At 71.0% G+C, this 16779-nt stretch carries 14 protein-coding genes; 11 read left to right on the forward strand and 3 right to left on the reverse strand.

Annotated elements, in window-relative coordinates; translation table 11 throughout:
• Window positions 1-8: 8 nt before the first annotated feature.
• Window positions 9-809 carry an ABC transporter ATP-binding protein gene (locus ABZ848_RS04375; protein ID WP_360825059.1) on the reverse strand — a complete coding sequence of 267 codons (801 nt, stop codon included), beginning with the start codon at window positions 807-809 and terminating at the stop codon, window positions 9-11.
• Between the two features lie 331 nt (window positions 810-1140).
• Here ABZ848_RS04375 and ABZ848_RS04380 point away from each other — a divergent pair, with 331 nt between their 5' ends.
• A complete protein-coding gene (locus ABZ848_RS04380; RefSeq protein ID WP_360825062.1) occupies window positions 1141-2802 on the forward strand; it encodes a carboxylesterase family protein in 1662 nt (553 codons plus the stop codon).
• 19 nt (window positions 2803-2821) lie between these two features.
• On the opposite strand, the gene ABZ848_RS04385 is transcribed toward ABZ848_RS04380, so the two are convergent.
• Window positions 2822-3733, reverse strand: coding sequence for a LysR family transcriptional regulator (locus ABZ848_RS04385; protein ID WP_360825065.1), 912 nt, complete (start codon window positions 3731-3733; stop codon window positions 2822-2824).
• A 196-nt stretch (window positions 3734-3929) separates the two neighbouring features.
• Entirely contained in the window at window positions 3930-4562 is a 633-nt protein-coding gene (locus tag ABZ848_RS04390; protein ID WP_360825813.1) for a TetR/AcrR family transcriptional regulator, read from the reverse strand.
• 328 nt (window positions 4563-4890) lie between these two features.
• Between ABZ848_RS04390 and ABZ848_RS04395 the strand changes: the two genes are divergently transcribed.
• The 10 genes from ABZ848_RS04395 (at window position 4891) to ABZ848_RS04440 (ending at window position 16701) form a co-directional block, all read left to right on the forward strand.
• A complete protein-coding gene (locus ABZ848_RS04395; RefSeq protein WP_360825068.1) occupies window positions 4891-6237 on the forward strand; it encodes an aminomethyl transferase family protein in 1347 nt (448 codons plus the stop codon).
• A gap of 263 nt (window positions 6238-6500) precedes the next feature.
• On the forward strand, window positions 6501-7907 hold the full coding sequence (locus ABZ848_RS04400) for an NAD(P)-binding protein (RefSeq protein WP_360825071.1): 1407 nt from the start codon (window positions 6501-6503) through the stop codon (window positions 7905-7907).
• A gap of 88 nt (window positions 7908-7995) precedes the next feature.
• Entirely contained in the window at window positions 7996-8889 is an 894-nt protein-coding gene (folP, locus tag ABZ848_RS04405; protein ID WP_360825074.1) for a dihydropteroate synthase, read from the forward strand.
• Window positions 8890-9053: 164 nt separating this feature from the next.
• Window positions 9054-10397 carry an aminomethyl transferase family protein gene (locus tag ABZ848_RS04410; RefSeq protein WP_360825077.1) on the forward strand — a complete coding sequence of 448 codons (1344 nt, stop codon included), beginning with the start codon at window positions 9054-9056 and terminating at the stop codon, window positions 10395-10397.
• A 128-nt stretch (window positions 10398-10525) separates the two neighbouring features.
• Window positions 10526-11398 (forward strand): methylenetetrahydrofolate reductase, encoded by an 873-nt coding sequence (locus ABZ848_RS04415; protein WP_360825080.1) that lies wholly within the window; start codon window positions 10526-10528, stop codon window positions 11396-11398.
• Window positions 11395-12300 (forward strand): formyltetrahydrofolate deformylase, encoded by a 906-nt coding sequence (purU, locus tag ABZ848_RS04420; protein WP_360825082.1) that lies wholly within the window; start codon window positions 11395-11397, stop codon window positions 12298-12300. The genes ABZ848_RS04415 and purU overlap by 4 nt, the downstream gene beginning before the upstream one ends.
• A 31-nt stretch (window positions 12301-12331) precedes the next feature.
• Window positions 12332-13195, forward strand: a complete 864-nt coding sequence (locus tag ABZ848_RS04425; RefSeq protein WP_360825085.1) for a bifunctional 5,10-methylenetetrahydrofolate dehydrogenase/5,10-methenyltetrahydrofolate cyclohydrolase — start codon at window positions 12332-12334, stop codon at window positions 13193-13195.
• Between the two features lie 45 nt (window positions 13196-13240).
• Window positions 13241-14275, forward strand: a complete 1035-nt coding sequence (locus tag ABZ848_RS04430) for a chorismate-binding protein (RefSeq protein WP_360825088.1) — start codon at window positions 13241-13243, stop codon at window positions 14273-14275.
• A gap of 42 nt (window positions 14276-14317) precedes the next feature.
• Complete coding sequence (locus ABZ848_RS04435) at window positions 14318-15241, forward strand: LacI family DNA-binding transcriptional regulator (protein WP_360825091.1); 924 nt, start codon at window positions 14318-14320, stop codon at window positions 15239-15241.
• Between the two features lie 83 nt (window positions 15242-15324).
• The gene (locus ABZ848_RS04440) at window positions 15325-16701 is read left to right on the forward strand and encodes an aminomethyl transferase family protein (RefSeq protein ID WP_360825094.1); all 1377 of its coding nucleotides are present in this window, start codon (window positions 15325-15327) and stop codon (window positions 16699-16701) included.
• Window positions 16702-16779 lie beyond the last annotated feature (78 nt).

Genomic DNA, 16779 nt, shown 5'->3' on the forward strand with positions numbered 1-16779 from the left:
CGCGATGGCTATGCGGCGTCCGACGACCGGATGTCGGACGTGAACAGGCCCCACAAGTCGTTGTAGATCTCGGCGAACTCGCGCGACTCGACGAGAGAGCCGATGGTGCGCGGGCGTTCGAAGGGGACGGGAAGGACGCGCCGGACGGTGCCGGGCCCCTCGGACATCACGATGACCTCGTCGGCCAGGTAGATGGCCTCGTTGAGATCGTGGGTGACGAAGACGAGAGTGCCGCGCTGCTCCTCCCACAGATGGAGCAGTTCCTGCTGGAGGTTGAGCCGGGTGAGGGCGTCCAGCGGCCCGAAGGGCTCGTCCATCAGCACGATGGAGGGGTCGTAGATCAGCGCCCGCGCGATCGCGCAGCGTTTGCGCATACCGCCGGACAGCTCGCGTGGGTAGTGGTCCTCGAACCCGGTGAGTCCGACGAGTCCGATCCAGTGGGCGATGCGTTCCTCGCGCTCCTGTTTCGGGACCTTCCGGAACTTCAGTGCCAGGCCGATGTTGGCCTTCACGCTGAGCCAGGGAAGCAGGTTGGTCTGCTGAGTCACGTACGCCGCCTCGGAGTTGACGGCGGTGACCGGCTCGCCACCGAAGTACACCTGCCCGGCGGACGGAGTGAGCAGGCCGGCGGCGAGGTTGAGCAGGGTGCTCTTTCCGCAGCCGCTGGGACCGATGACGGCGAGGAACTTGCCGCGGTCGATCCGCAGCGACACGTCCTCGATCGCCGGTCGGTGGCTGCCCGGGAACTCCAGGGTGACGTTCTCGAAGCGGAGGGCTTCGGTCTGGGAGGCGCGCTGAGTGTTCGACATCCATGGTCTCCTCGACCGCGGTTGGATGCGTGGGCCGGCCCTCCAGAGGGGCCGACTCGCGGGGTCGGTCACGAGATTGTCCGACAAGAACTCCAGGGAACGTAACGCCGTCGACGCACGACTGCAAGGTGTGTGCAGGAAGCAGATCTGATTCTCAGGAAGCCAACAGCGGCGCCGCACTGGATTGTTGGACAATCATGGGCCCGGTTGTGGGAAATCTCGTAACACATATTGCTCACAAGATTGCCGGGCGGTTACGTTCGCACCCACAAGTCTTCGCGCCCCCACCGCAGTTCACCGTTCCCGATCGCAGAGTCAGGAGCTGGGAACCATGATCAGAACGAAACCGTCCGGCAGACTCGCCGTCGCCCTGGCCGCGGTCGGCGTGCTCGGCCTGGGTCTGCTGTCCCCGGTCGCCGCCGACGCCCTCAAGGCCAACGCCGCCTCCGCGCGCCCGACTTCACTGGTGGTGCAGACGGACTCGGGCAAGGTCCGCGGCGTCGGCCGGACCGGCTACGACCAGTGGCTCGGCATCCCGTACGCCGCCGATCCCGTCGGCCGTAACCGCTGGAAGTCCCCGCAGCCCGTGGCCAAGTGGCCGGGCGTGCGCGACGGCGGCGCCTTCGCCGACCGGTGCGCCCAGAACTCGGGTTGGGACCCCGGCTACGAGAAGATCATCACCAGCGAGGACTGCCTCGCCCTCAACGTGTACGTCCCCGACGGTGCCAAGGCCGACGCTCCTGTCGTGGTGTGGATCCACGGCGGCGGCAACACCGGAGGCGCGGGCCAGGACACCGACCCGCGCAGGTTCGTCGGGCAGACCGGCGCGATCGTCGTGACCGTCAACTACCGCCTCGGCGCCCTCGGCTTCCTCAACCTCCCCGAACTGCAGGCCGAGAGCGGGAACGGCCCGGGCAACTACGGGCTCCTCGACCAGCAGGCCGCCCTGCGCTGGGTGCACTCCAACATCTCCCGGTTCGGCGGCGATCCGAAGAACGTGACCATCGCCGGACAGTCCGCCGGCGGCAGCGCGGTCTGTGACGAGCTCGCCTCGCCCACCGCCAAGGGCCTGTTCACGCACGCCGTCATCGTCAGCGGCGGCTGCAGCCTGCAGACGGCGGCCGCGGGGCAGGCGCAGAGCGCGGCCTTCGTGAAGGCGGTGGGCTGCGACACCGCCTCCGACGTCCTCGCCTGCCTGCGCGCCGAACCGGCGGCCGAGCTCCTCGCCGCGCAGAAGAAGGCGGGCGTCTCACCGTCCGTCGGCGGCACGGCCTTCCCGGTGAACCCCGCGACCGCCGTACAGACCGGGAACTTCAACCGTGTCCCGGTGATGCTCGGTCAGACCAACAGCGAACGCGGCCTGTTCACCTTCCAGAACTACGACTACCTCGGCACCCCCATGACCGCCGCCCAGTACGAGCAGCAGGTGCGCGCCACCTACGGTGCGAACGCCGACAAGGTCCTGGCGGAGTACCCGCTGAGCGCGTACGACACTCCGGGCGAGGCCTGGACCGCCGTCCAGAACGGCTCCACCTCCTACACGCGCCAGCAGCTGTTCGGTGCGCTGTCGAGGTGGACGCCCACCTACGCCTACGAGTTCGCCGAGAGCGACACCCCGCACTTCACCTCCATCTACCGCATCCAGCAGCAGAGCGAGACGGCACGCGACTTCCCCTTCGGAGGCGCCATCCACGTCGACGACCTGGGCTACATCTGGGACTACCTCGGCCAGACCATGCCCTACGACGACGACCAGCTGGAGCTGTCCCACCAGATGATCACGTACTGGGGACGGTTCGCCTCCGACGGCGACCCCAACGGGGCACGTACGCCGGCCTGGCCCAAGTACAGCGCGACGACAGGGAGGTTGATGTCCCTGAAGGCCTGCGACACGGCCCCGTCGAGCAACCGGCCCCCGGCGGCCTGCTCCAAGGTCACCGCCGACTTCGCCGCCGAACACGACCTCGCCTTCTGGGCAAGCCTGCCGAACTGACGGGCAACCCCCGACCGGCTCACGCCACGAGCGCGGGGATCGGGTTCTCCCTGAACCACTGGGTGAGGAATTCCAGCAGGATGACGATCTTCCGCGGCACGCTCCGGCCCGGACCGTAGATCGCGTACAGCGGGCGGTCCGGGACGGGGATCCGGGGGAGCTGGACCTGGAGGGCGCCGGAGACCAGGTCCTCGTACGCCGACCGCTGGGGGAGCAGGGCGATGCCGCGGCCCTGGACGGCGGCCTTCTGGAGGGCGATGTAGGAGTTCGAGGAGAACGCCACGTTCCGGATCTTGTGCAGGCTGGACGTCGACCCGTGCCCGAGCCGCCACACGGGCTCGTTCACGTGCACGAGGCAGTCGTGTGCGGCCAGGTCGCCGGGGTCGTCCAGCGTGCCGTGCCGTTTCACGTACCGCTCGGACGCGCACAGGGTGAAGGGAAGCGAGGCGATCTTCCTGAGGTGCACCCGGGAATCCCGCAGGTCACGGGTGTGCAGGGCGACGTCGAAGCCGCTGTCCAGGAAGTCGTACGTGCGCTCCGACAGCCCGCCCAGCTCGAACCGTACGGCGATCTTCGGGTGCGCGGCGGCGAAGGCGGCGATGGCGTCCCCGACGTCGAGGCTGCCGATCCACTTGGGGCAGATGACGTTCAGGGTGCCCTCCGCGCGGTCGTGCTGCTGCCCGATGAGGGCCTCCTCGGCGTCGACCTCGGCGAGGATGCGGGCGGCGAACTCGGAGTAGCGCAGGCCCGGTTCGGTCAGGCTCACGGAGCGGGAGGTGCGGTTGACGAGGCGTACGCCGATCTGCCGCTCCAGCTCCGCCACATGGCGGGAGACGAGGGAGCCGGACGAGCCCAGTGCCCGGGCGGCCCCGCTGAAACTGCCGAGCTGCGCGACGGTGACGAAACTGCGCATCAGAAGCATGCGGTCCATGGAAGTCCTCCAGCCGGCCACGGCTCGGGCGTCCCTCCGGCCGTGCGGCACATGAGTCGCGAGGTACTGGAGCTCTCGCTTGGCTAGAACGATTAAGTTCGACGCTAGCAGAGAGACTCCGGCGAGCACGAGGGCGAGGACGCGAGGCTGAGGGCGCGAGGGTGAGGAATCGCCCCGGCGGCCGGCCGGGGCCGTACTACTTCCTGACGCCGTTCGAGGCCGGCGCGGCGGGCCGCGTGGCCGCGCCGTGCAGGAACACCCGGACCGCGGCCGCGATGCTCTCCCGGACCTCCGCGTCGTCGGGCTTGTGCGGGGAGTTCGTCAGCAGCCGCATCTGTGCGTCGCCCAGCATCGCCTGGTAGAGCTGCGCCGCGGCCCTCAGTGGGTCGGTGACGCTGATCTCGCCGGCCTCGTGGGCCCGGCGCAGATAGCCGGCGAGGATGCCCTGGCCGGTGGCCGGGCCGTGCTCGAAGAAGGCCCGGCCGACCTCCGGCATCCGCTCCGACTCCGCGGTGACCAGCCGGTGCAGGGCGATGGCCTGCGGGGTGAGGACCAGGTCGGCGAAGTGTCCGCCGAGGGCGATGAGGGTGGTGGCGAGGTCGGCGTCGGGTGGCCTGAAGGAGTGGACCGGCTCGGACCACTCGTCGCACAGGGTCTCCACCGCGGACTGGAACAGCGCGGCCTTGTCGGTGAAGTGGCGGTACAGCGTGGCCTTCGAGCCGCCGACCCTGGCCAGGACGTCCTCCATCGAGACACCCGAGTAGCCCTTGGCGATGAACAGCTCGCCGGCCGCCTCCAGGATCAGCTTCCGCCGGTCCGCCGCCCTCATCCTCTGCACGGTCGACATCGTATAAGCCGCTTCCCGTCCTGGTGGGTGCGCCGGTACCGGTCCGTTCCGACCGCTCGCGCACCGCCTCTTGTCCTGCCCTCCTGCGATCGGTACTGTACTGTACGGTACCGCTGCGGGACAGGGCGCTGCCCTGCCGTACCGCATGCGTACATCGAGCCGAAAGACCTTCACCGAGCGGACGTCCACCCGGACGCGCCGGCCCACGGGAGCACCCGCTGCCCGGGCGGCGGTCCGGATGCCCGCCGCACCACTTCCCACCCGCTGTTGAAGCGCGCGCGGTTGCGCCGGCATGACATGGAGGAAGCACATGGCACACCTTGAGGACGAGATCCGCGCGGCCGGTGGCCCGCTGGGGCTGCTGCGCGGCGGGCGGTCGGGGGCGTACCCCTTCCCGATCCGCGCCGAGTTCACCAACTGGCGTGACGAGCAGGAGAGCTGGCGTACGACCGCCGCGCTGATGGACCTCTCCCACCACATGACCGACCTGACCGTGGAGGGCCCGGACTGCTACCGGCTGCTCTCCGAGCTCGGCGCGAACAGCTTCGAGGGCTTCGGCCCCATGCAGGCCAAGCAGTTCATCGCGGTCAACCACGACGGCTACCAGATCGGCGACTGCATCCTGTTCTGCCTCGCCGACAACCTGGTCCGGCTCGTGGGCCGGCCGCCGGCCCTCAACTGGGTCCAGTTCCACGCCGAGACCGGCGGCTACGACGTCACCCTCCGCCGCGACGAGCGCACCGCGCAGAACCGGAACGGCCGCGAGTTCTACCGCCTCCAGCTGCAGGGCCCGCACGCGGCCCGCATCTTCGAGGACGTCAACGGCGGCCCCATGCCGGACATCCCCTTCTTCTCCATGGGCCGCTTCAACATCGGCAAGTACGAGGTCACCGCCCTCAACCACCGAATGTCCGGCTTCCCCGGCCTGGAGTTCTTCGGCCCCTACGCCGACATCGACGGCATCCGCGACACGCTCCTGGAGGCCGGCGAGCCCTACGGGATACGGCAGGTGGGCGCCCGCGCCTACGCCTCCGTCGCCACGGAATCCGGCTGGATCGCCTCCACCGTGCCCGCCGTCTACTCGGGCGAGAGCATGAGGCCGTACCGCGAGTGGCTGGGCGCGCGCACCTTCGAGGCGAACCTGTCGACCGGCGGCAGCTTCGTCCCGGAGAAGGTCGAGGACTACTACGTCACCCCGTACGACCTCGGCTACGGCCACATCCTCAAGTTCGACCACGACTTCATCGGCCGCGAGGCCCTGGAGGCGATGCGCGGACGCAAGCACCGCAAGAAGGTGTGGCTGTCCTGGCACCGTGACGACGTCGCCCGCGTCTACGCGAGCATGTACGAGCAGGGCGACCGGCGCTTCAAGTACATCGAGACGCCCGCCGCGTTCTACTCGGCCTCCCAGTTCGACCGCGTCGAGGCCGACGGCAGGCTCATCGGGCTGTCCACGCTGTGCAGTTACTCGGCCAACGTCCGCGGCTGGATCTCCGTCTGCATGATCGACGCGGACGAGGTGGGCTACGGCCGCGAGGTCGACCTGGTCTGGGGCGAACCCGACGGCGGCTCCGCCAACCCCACCGTGGAGCGGCACGCGCAGACCACCATCCGCGCGACCATCTCCCGCAGGCCGTTCGCGAGCGACAAGCACTGACGGCACCCTCGTCACGGCACGGGTCCCCGGGCTCGCTCCCGGGGACCCGTCGGCCGAGCGCACGCAAGATTAAATCCCGCGCGGCGTGCGCCCGGCACCCCTACCATCGCCCTACCGCAAGAGTGATCGAACGCCCTCGCCCTCAGCGACCGCCCGGCGCCATCGACGACGGGCGCACACCGAAGACCCGCACACCGACCCGGTGTTCGGCCTGCCCGGACGTGGCGAGGACTCCTTCCCAGCCCTCTTACGGCAGGACATCCATGACCGTGACCACGTACCCGGCACGATCCGAAACCCCCCACCACTACGTCGTCATCGGCGAGACGCACCTCGCGAGCCGTGTCTGCGCCACCCTGCACGACGGGCCGCACACGGCCGAACACCTCGCACGGCCCCGTGACGAGGACCTCCGCGCCGCGCTGGCCAGGCACCCGAGCGGCGTCGCCGTCCTCCTGCACGACGACGTGGCCGCCCTGCGCTACGCCCTGGCCGTCGCCCATCTCTCGCCCACGACCCCGCTGGTCGCCACCGTCTTCGACCGCACGGTGGCCGACGAACTCGGCCGCCTGCTGCCGCAGTGCGCGGTCACCTCGCCCGCCGACCTCGTGGCACCGGCCCTCGCCGGCCCCTGTCTGGACCCGGCCGTCGTCGCGGTGCAGCGGCACGGGGACCGGATACGGGCCGTCCGCGAAGACCAGGACACCCTCCGCACCGAGGACTGGCAGCCCAGGCCGCGCGCACGGTGGCGGGACCGGGCCGGCTGGGCCTTGCGGCAGCTGCGGCCCCACGACGCGGGCACCCGTCTGCTGGTCGTCGGCATGCTCGCCGTGCTCGCGGTGCTCGCCGCCGACTGGACCTGGCTGGTCGGGCACGGCCGGCCCCCGGCGGAGGCGTTCTTCGACGCGGCACGCGTCGTCGCGGGCGTCGGCCCCGCGGTCGCCCCGGAAGAGGCCCACGGATACCAGGTGCTGGCGGCACTCGCCATGCTGGGCACCGTCGCGTTCACCGCGCTGTTCACCGCCGGAGCCGTGGAGCGGATGCTCGGTCCGCGACTGATCGGCCTCGTCGGACCGCGGACCCTGCCGCGCTCCGGGCACGTCATCGTGGTCGGCATGGGGCAGGTGGGCATGCGGCTGTGCGTCGAACTGCGCGCCCTGGGCGTGCCGGTCGTCGGCGTCGAACGGGACCCGCAGGCCTCCGCCGCGCGCCTCGCCCGCAGCCTCGGCGTGCCCGTCATGACCGGCAACGGCGTCGACCGCCAGGTACTGGAGCGGCTGCGGCTCGGGCACGCACGCGCACTCGCCGCGGTCGGTTCCGACGACCTCGACAACATCGCCGTCGCCATCGCCGCGCACGGCGTCGCCGCCCACACCCGGGTGCTGATCAGGGCGGGCGAGCACGAGGCCATCGCCGAGACCCGCTCCCTGCTGCCCATGGGCACGATCAGGGACGTCACCGGCATGGCGGCCGCCTACGTCGTCGCCCGGCTCCGCGGGGAACCGGTGGCCGGCGTGGTCGCCCACCAGGGACACATCCACCTCCAGAGCCCCGACGACACCTTCAGCACCGGCGCCCCGAGGGACCGCGCCCGCTGCGCGCACCCGCCCGCCGGACCCACGGGCCCGGTCCCGTGGCAGGTCGGACGAGCAGTCACAATCCGGAACTAGAACGATTAAGCAATCTCTAGTACCCTCGCCACTCAATCGATTTAGCATTCCTTTCCCGAGGGACACGGGATCAAGGAGGTTGCCGCTGATGCCAACCATGGAAAGCGCCGCTCCCGAGCGGCCCGGAACCCTCGCACCCCCGGACGGACTGCCCCGGCCCGGCCGCTGCCTGGTGATGGGCATCCTGAACGTGACGCCCGACTCCTTCTCCGACGGCGGCCTGTACGCGGACATCCGCCACGCGATCGACCGCGGACTGGAACTCGCCGACCAGGGCGCGGACATAGTCGACGTGGGCGGCGAGTCCACCAGGCCCGGAGCACGGCCCGTCTGCCTCGACGAGGAACTGGCCAGAACCCTTCCGGTGGTCCGCGAACTCGCCCGGGCCGGGGTGTGGGTGAGCATCGACACCATGCACGCACCCGTGGCCCGCGCCGCGGTCGAGGCGGGCGCGCGTCTGGTCAACGACGTCAGCGGCGGCCTGGGCGATCACGCGATGGCGCGGACCGTCGCCGCGGCGGACGTTCCGTACATCGCCATGCACTGGCGCGCGCCCAGCCGCGAGATGGACCGGTACGCGCGGTACGACGACGTGGTGGCCGAGGTCATGGCCGAACTCGGCGCGCGTGTCTGGCAGTTGACGGAGGGCGGGGTCGACCCGTCCCGGATCGCCCTCGATCCCGGACTCGGCTTCGCCAAGCGGGCCGAGCACGACTGGGCCCTGCTGGCCGGCCTCGGCAGACTGCGCGAGCTGGGCTTTCCGGTCCTGGTCGGCGCGTCGCGGAAGCGGTTCATCGGCGCTGCCCTCGCCGAGGCGGGCGCCGGCGAGGTGCCGCCCGCGGAGCGTGACGTGGCGACGGCCGCCGTCTCCGCGCTCGCCGCTGCCGGGGGCGCGTTCTGCGTCCGTGTGCACGACGTGCGCGCGAGCCTCGACGCGGTGCGCATGGCGGCCGCCTATGTCGAGTACCGGGACTGCACATAAAGGTTGCACGCCCGGGGCCTTAGCCGGGCCGGGCGGTGTTTGGTAGCGTTCGCTAGATCGTTTTAGTTCCCCCTTGAGTCGCTCCAGCCGCCCGTCGGCCCACTCCTGTAGTCAACTAAATCGATCTAGCTCATCCGATGTTCAGCGCAGAACAAGGAGCCGCAATGGCAATCCCCTCCCTTCAGGACGGCATCGACAAGGCCGGATCGCCGATCAGGCTGCTGTGGCAGCCGAACGCCGAGCCGTGGACGCCGGAGGTCGTCGAGCGCGAGTACACGGGCTGGCGTCAGGAGCAAGCCGCCTGGCACGAGGGCGTGGCCCTGCTCAACCTCTCGCACCACATGTACGACATGTGGATCGAAGGCCCGGACGCCACCCGGGTGCTGGCCGACCACGGCGTCAACAACTTCGAGAAGTTCGCGATCGGCCAGGCCAAGCAGTACGTGCCGGTCACCCGCCACGGCCACATCGTCACCGACGGGATCCTCGCCCGCGAGGGCGAGAACAAGTACCTGCTCAGCGGCATCCCCGCCGCCCAGCACTGGGTGCAGTACCACGCGGAGAAGGGCGGCTACGACGTCGCCTTCGAGACCGACGCCTCCTCCGCCTTCCGCCCCGGCGGCGGCGACCCGAAGCTGTTCCGCTACCAGATCCAGGGCCCGCTGGCGGCCGAGCTGGTGGAGAACGTCTTCGGCGGGCCGCTGCCGGAGACGAAGTTCTTCCACTCCACCCCGGTCACCCTCGACGGGCGCGCGTTTCGCGCGCTGCGCCACGGCATGGCCGGCCAGGCGGGCTTCGAGTTCATCGGCCCGTGGGAGCACGCCGGTTACGTCCACGAGGCGTTCCTCAAGGCGGGCGAGCCGCTCGGCCTGATCCAGGTCGGCGCGCTCGCGTACGCCACGCCGAGCGTGGAGAGCGGCTGGATCCCCTCGCCGGTACCCGGCATCTACACCGACCCCGAGCTCGCGGAATACCGCGCGTACCTGCCCCTGTTCGGCATCGAGGGCAAGCGCCCGCTGAACGGCAGTTACTTCTCGGAGGACATCGAGGACTACTACGTCTCCCCGTACGAGCTCGGCTACGGCAAGCTGATCCACTTCGCCCACGACTTCGTGGGCCGGGACGCCCTGCTGAAGGCCAAGGACGAGCCGCGCCGCAGCAAGGTCACCCTCGTCCTCGACCCCGAGGACGTGCGCACGGTCCTCGGCGAGGGCCAGGACCCCGGCTTCGTCCTCTCCTACGCCCGGCACCGCGTCGAGTCCGCCACCGGTCTCGTCGGTACGACGATGCAGAGCGCCTCGATCGACCCGGTCGGCACGGTCCTCGCGCAGACCCTGATCGACGCCGAGCACGCCGCGCCGGGCACCGAGGTCTCCGTCGTCTGGGGCGAGCACCCCGGCTCCGGCACCGACGCCGACGCGGACCTCGGCTTCCCGCGCATCCGCGCCACCGTGCAGCCGTCGCCCTTCAACGAGCACGCGCGGACCCTCTACCGCCACGACCGCTGACATCCACCGCCCACCGCACCGCCCGGACCCGCCCTCCGACGTCACCGCCACGTCGACGGGTCCGCGTGCGGTGCCCCGGGCCGGGCCCGTGGACCCGGCCCGGCAGGCGAGAAAGCGAGACGCAAGAGATGAACCCCACCGACACGGTACGAACAGCGGTCGGCACCGCACTCCTCGAGGACTTCTCCCTGGAGATGACCGGGAAGGACGTCCCCAAACTGGAGGAGGCCCGCGACTCCATCCCCCAGGGCACCCGCATCAACGTCACCTTCCTCGGCAACGAGGACCTGGAGATGCGGCTGGCGGCGGCCAGAGCGGTCAAGCGGCTCGGCTTCGTGCCCGTACCGCACATATCCGCCCGCCGCCTCGGCTCGCGCGACGACTTCGAGCGGTTCCTCGCGGGCCTGCAGGCCGACGGCACCTCCGAGAACGTCTTCCTCGTCGGCGGCGACCCCGCGCACCCCGAGGGCCCCTACGCCGACTCGCTGTCCCTGATCGACACGGGACTGCTGCAGGAGTACGGCGTACGGCACGTCGGCATCACCGGATACCCGGAAGGCCACCCCGCCATCGACGGCCAGACGCTGTGGTCCGCGCTGCAGGGCAAACACGAGGCGCTCGCCGCGCAGCCCCTGGAGGGCGGCGTCATCACGCAGTTCGGCTTCGACGTCGACCCGGTGCTCGCCTGGGTGGAGGAGGTCCGGCGCCGCGGCATCCCGGTCCCCATCAGGATCGGCGTGCCGGGCCCGGCCGGAGTGCGCCGGCTCATGTCGTACGCCGCCCGGTTCGGCGTCGGCACCAGCGCCTCGGTCGTCAGGAAGTACGGGTTCTCGCTGACCAACCTCATGGGCACCGCGGGTCCCGACCGCTTCCTGCGCGACCTCGCCGCGGCCCACGACCCGGTCCTGCACGGCGACTTGAAGATCCACTTTTATACGTTCGGCGGGCTCAGGGCCACCTCCGAGTGGGCCGCCCGCTTCCGGAAGGACAGTGCGGCATGACCCTCACGCAGACCGCCCCGGCCCGTACGTCGACGGGCAGGGCGACCGCGCAGCAGGCCTCGCTCATCGTGCAGGGCGCCGACGCGACGGGCATCGTCGCGGCCGTGACCTCGGTGCTCAGCGGTCATGGAGCCAACATCGTCTCCCTCGACCAGTACTCCGACAATCCGCAGGGCGGCGCCTTCTTCCAGCGCACCGTCTTCGGCCTCGACAGCCTCCAGGCCCAACTGCCCGCGCTGCGGGAGGACCTGGACAAGGAGCTGGTCGACGGGTTCGGGCTGAGCTACACCCTGCGCGACCTGTCGGTGCCCAAGCGGGTGGCGATCTTCGCGTCCAAGTCCGACCACTGTCTGCTCGACCTGCTCTGGCGCCACCGGCAGGGCCAACTCCCGGTCACCGTCTCGATGGTGATCTCCAACCACCCCGATGTGGCCGAGGAGGTGCGGTCGTTCGGCATCCCCTTCTTCCACGTACCGTGCCAGGGCGCCGACAAGTCCGCGGCCGAGGCGGAACACCTGCGGCTGCTGAAGGGCAACGTCGACTTCGTCGTCCTCGCCCGCTACATGCAGATCCTCTCCGGCGCGTTCATCGAGGACGTCGGCGTCCCGATCATCAACATCCACCACTCCTTCCTGCCCGCCTTCATCGGCGCCGGTCCCTACGCCAAGGCCAAGGAGCGGGGCGTGAAGCTGGTCGGCGCGACCGCGCACTACGTCACCCAGGACCTCGACGAGGGCCCGATCATCGAGCAGGACGTCGTCCGCGTCACGCACGCCCACACCGCCGCCGACCTCACCCGCCGCGGCGCCGACGTGGAACGCGCGGTGCTCTCCCGGGCGGTGCTGTGGCACGCCGAGGACCGGGTCATCCGCGACGGCAACCACACCATCGTCTTCGCCTGACCGGGCCAGCCCCGAGAAACGGTTCGCCACCATGACAACCACCATCGACGGCACCCGGATCGCCCGGCGTATCCGTCAGCAGGTCGCCGCCGAGGTCGCCGCCGCCGCGCTCTCGGGGACGGTCCCCGGCCTGGCCACCATCCTCGTCGGCGACGACCCGGCCAGCGCCGTGTACGTCGCCGCCAAACGCCGGGCCATCAAGGAAGCCGGCATGCGCGACTTCCACCGCCATCTGCCCGGCCACGCCACCCACGACGACGTGGCCGCGGTGATCGACGCGCTCGCCGCCGACCCGCAGGTCTCCGGCATCCTGCTCCAACTCCCGCTGCCCGCGCACCTCGACGGGATCGCGCTCATCAACCGCATCCCCGTCACCAAGGACGTCGACGGCCTGACCACCGCCAGCGCCGGGCGCCTCGCCCGCGGCGAACGCGGCCTGCGGCCCTGCACCCCGAGCGGCGTCCTCGAACTCCTCGACGCCGAGAACATCCCGCTCAGGGGAGCGAAGGTCGCGGTGGTCGGCTGGGGCGAGCTCGTCGGCAAGCCCCTGACCCAGCTTCTGCTCAGGCGCGGGGCGACCGTGTCGGTGGCCCACGAGCACACCACCGACCTCGCGAGCGTCACCCGCCCCGCCGACATCGTCGTGGTCGCCACCGGTGTCCGCGGGCTCGTGGGCCCCGAACACGTCCGCCCCGGCGCGGTCGTCATCGACGTCGGCATCCACCGCACACCTTCCGGACTGACCGGCGACGTCCGTTCCGCCGAACTCGACGGCATCGCCGACCGCATCACCCCGGTCCCCGGCGGCGTCGGTCCCATGACCATCGCCATGCTGCTGGTCAACACGCTGTACGCCGCCCGGTGGGGCGCCGAACGCGAGGCCGTGGCGGCGTGACCGCTGCGGCGTAGGCCCACTTCGGACATCGACGGGAGGCACGCGATGGAGCGACCACCGCCCATGGCCCTGTTCGGCGGACGGCTCGCCACCGGTCTCGTGGACGTCACCAGCGACCCCTCGGCCCTGGACTCCGACGGCTTCTGGGCCGTGGTGGCCGACTTCGAGGGCCGGCTGACCTGCGCCCGCTTCCGCGACGTACGGCCGGCGACGGACCACGACATCCCGGCGGCGCCGTGGCACGGACCGCCGCCCGGCTCCTGGTCCACCTCGCTCGACCGCGCCGCGTACACCGCGGGAGTGCAGCGCATCCGCGAGCACATCGCGGCCGGTGAGGTCTACCAGGCGAACCTGTGCCGGGTCCTGTCCGCTCCCGTCGACCCCGGTGCCGACCTGACCGCCCTCGCCGGGCTCCTGGCCCGGCACAACCCGGCGCCGTACGCCGGTGTCATCCGGCTGCCGGACCACGGTGTGGAGGTGGCCACCGCCTCGCCGGAGTTCTTCCTCCGCCGCGACGGCGGGTACGTGGAGTCGGGCCCCATCAAGGGGACCGGCCGCACCGAGGCGGACCTGCTGGAGAAGGACCACGCCGAGAACGTGATGATCGTCGACCTGGTCCGCAACGACCTCGGCCGCGTCTGCGCCACCGGTTCCGTGACGGTGCCCGACCTGTGCGTCGTGGAGAAGCACCCCGGCCTCGTCCACCTCGTCTCCACGGTCGGCGGTCGACTGCGCGACGGCGTGGGCTGGCCGGAGCTGCTGGCGGCGACGTTCCCGCCCGGCTCCGTCACCGGCGCACCGAAGGAGAGTTCCCTGTGCATCATCCGAGCGCTGGAAACGGCACCCCGCGGCCCCTACTGCGGCGGAATCGGCTGGGTCGACGCCGACCGCCGGCGGGGCGAACTGGCCGTCGGCATCCGCACCTTCTGGATCGACCGCGCCGAAGGGCTCCTGAGGTTCGGCACGGGAGCCGGCATCACCTGGGACTCGGAGCCGGAGCGGGAATGGGAGGAGACGGAGCTGAAAGCACGCCGGCTGCTGGCCATCGCGTCGGTGGGACATCCGGATCCGGTCCCGTAGGCTGGTCCTCCAGGCTTGATCGTTTTAGAGGAGTGTGCCGGGATGGGCCGTTCAGGCCGGGTGACGTTGAACGACGTGGCCAAGGCGTCCGGCGTGTCCCGGGCGACGGTGAGCTTCGTCCTGAACGACGACCCACGGCAGACGATCTCCGCGGCGACCCGGCAGCGGGTCCTGGACGCCGCCCACGACCTGGGCTACGTCGTCCACGGCATCGCCCGCGCACTGCGCGAGGGCTCTTCGCGCATCGTCGTACTCCATGTCGACCACGGCATGGAGGGCAACTTCTCCCGCAGCTACGTCCAGGGCCTGGACGAGGAGCTGGCCGAACACGACCACGTCCTCCTGGTCCGCCACGGGCAGGGTGCGCCGCAGTCCACGCAGAAGATCCTCGACGCCATCGCGCCGCGGGCCGTGCTGCGGCTCGGCGAGGTCTACATGCAGGGAGTCGAGCCCCCCGAGGACTGGGAGAACGGGTTCGCCGCCAACGCGGCACTGCAGATCGGCCACCTCGCCGAACACGGACACACCCGCATCGCCATGGCCCTGCCCGACCACGAGTTCCCGCTCACCGAGGCCCGCCTCCGCTTCGCCCGGGAGGCGGCCCGGCGGCTGGGACTGCCGCCCCTGGAGCGCTTCGTCGTGCCCCGGCCCCGGGAGGCCAGCGCGGCCGCCGTCGAGGCGTTCGTGTCGGCGCACCCGGACGTGACCGCCGTTGCCGCCTTCGACGACGACATCGCCCTGCGCACCCTGACCGCGTGCCGGGACCTGGGACGCCGGGTGCCCGAGGACGTGGCCGTGATCGGCTTCGACGAGACCGAGTACGGCTCCCTGTCCACGCCCGCGCTCACCACCGTGCACATCGACGCCGAGATCCTCGGCCGGATCGCCGCGCGCAACGCGCTCGGCATCGACAGCGGGGGACTGGCGCCCGTGCCCGGCCACATCGTGGCCCGCGCGTCCGTCTGACCGCAGCCTGCGGCGAGCCGCACCCCATCACCCCTCTCGCTTAATCGATTCACCTTCCTCTTCGTCACCGGATGGAGACCGCCATGGACATCGCCCAGGCACAGCGCAACACCTACGAAGCGGTCCTGCGGCTGCAGGACGCCCCCTTCGTCGCCGAACGGCCGCCGTACTTCAGCCCGGCCGCCGCCGCCCAGGACAGGAGCAACGCCCCTGGCGCCTACGGCTACTTCGCCCAGACGCTGCTGCCGCTCGAATACACCAACTGGGTCGAGGAGTGCGGTGCACACGTCACCTCCTGCTACATCGGGGACTGGTCGTCCCTGCACAAGGTCGTCGTCCGGGGCCGGGAGGCGCAGGCCTTCCTCGGCTGGCTCGGCATGCGGGACCTGTCCCGCTTCGAGCTCGGCCAGATCAAGCACCACGTCCAGCTCGACCCGAACGGCTGGGTCGCCTCCGAGGGAATCGTGTGCCGCCTGGACGAGGAGGAGTTCCTCTACACGGCCGGCAGCGGGGACTGGCTCATCTGGCAGCTGAGCCAGGGGAGTTGGGACGCGGAGGTCCAGGACGTCAGCCCCGACCGCTTCATCTTCGGCGTCCAGGGTCCGGCGGCCCTCGACACGCTGGAGGCACTGACGGGGGAGAGCCTGCGCGACATCACCTTCAGCCGCAGCCGCATGTCGAAGATCGGGGGAGTGCCGGTCCGGGTCCTGCGCACGGGCATCTCGGGCGAGCTCGGCTACGAACTGCACGGCCCCACCGAACACGGCAACGAGATCTGGTCGGCCACCGTCGCCGGCGGTGAACGCTTCGGGATCCGGCAGCTGGGGCTCAGGTCCCAGCCGGTCCAGCACATCGAGGCCGGCATCGCCACGAACGGCCTCGACTACCTCCCCGCCTCCATCCTCACGCCCGGCGCACCGAGGCAGTTCCGCAGGGGCACCCCCGGCGGCAGCTTCGTGCCGGAGGGCGGCGTCACCGACTACTTCCGCAAGCCGGGAGAGCTCGGCTGGGGCTTCCGCAAGGGCGTCCCCGACCGCGACTTCCAGGGCCGGGACGCGCTGGCCGCCGACGCGGCCAAGGGTGAGCCGCAGCGCACCCTCGTGGGCCTGCGCTGGAACGCCGAGGACGTCGCCGGCATCCTCGCCGCGCCGTTCGGCGGGGGCGACCTGCCCGACCCGATGGAGCTCCCGCGCGGCCGGGGCCCGGTGTTCGACCAGGTGCTCGCCGGCGGACGACGGGTGGGCGTGTCCACCGGCCGCACCGTCAGCGTGAACCTGCGGTCGACCATCTCCCTGTGCGTGATCGACCCCGCCCAGGCGGCGCCCGGTACGGACGTGGTGGTGCTGTGGGGGCGGCCGGGCACCGCTCAGCGGGAGGTCAGGGCGACGGTGACGGCGCTGCCCTTCAAGCCGGACCGGCGGCGCACCGACGTATCCGCGCTGCCGTTCTCGCAGGTCTGAGCCCGGCGAGCCGCACCGCCGCAGGTAACCGGGGCGAAACGATGGCCTTGTAAGTTGCGTTGCTCGCAACCTAGTGCG

This window comes from Streptomyces sp. NPDC047081 (genome assembly GCF_040643775.1).
Classification (GTDB): Bacteria; Actinomycetota; Actinomycetes; order Streptomycetales; family Streptomycetaceae; genus Streptomyces.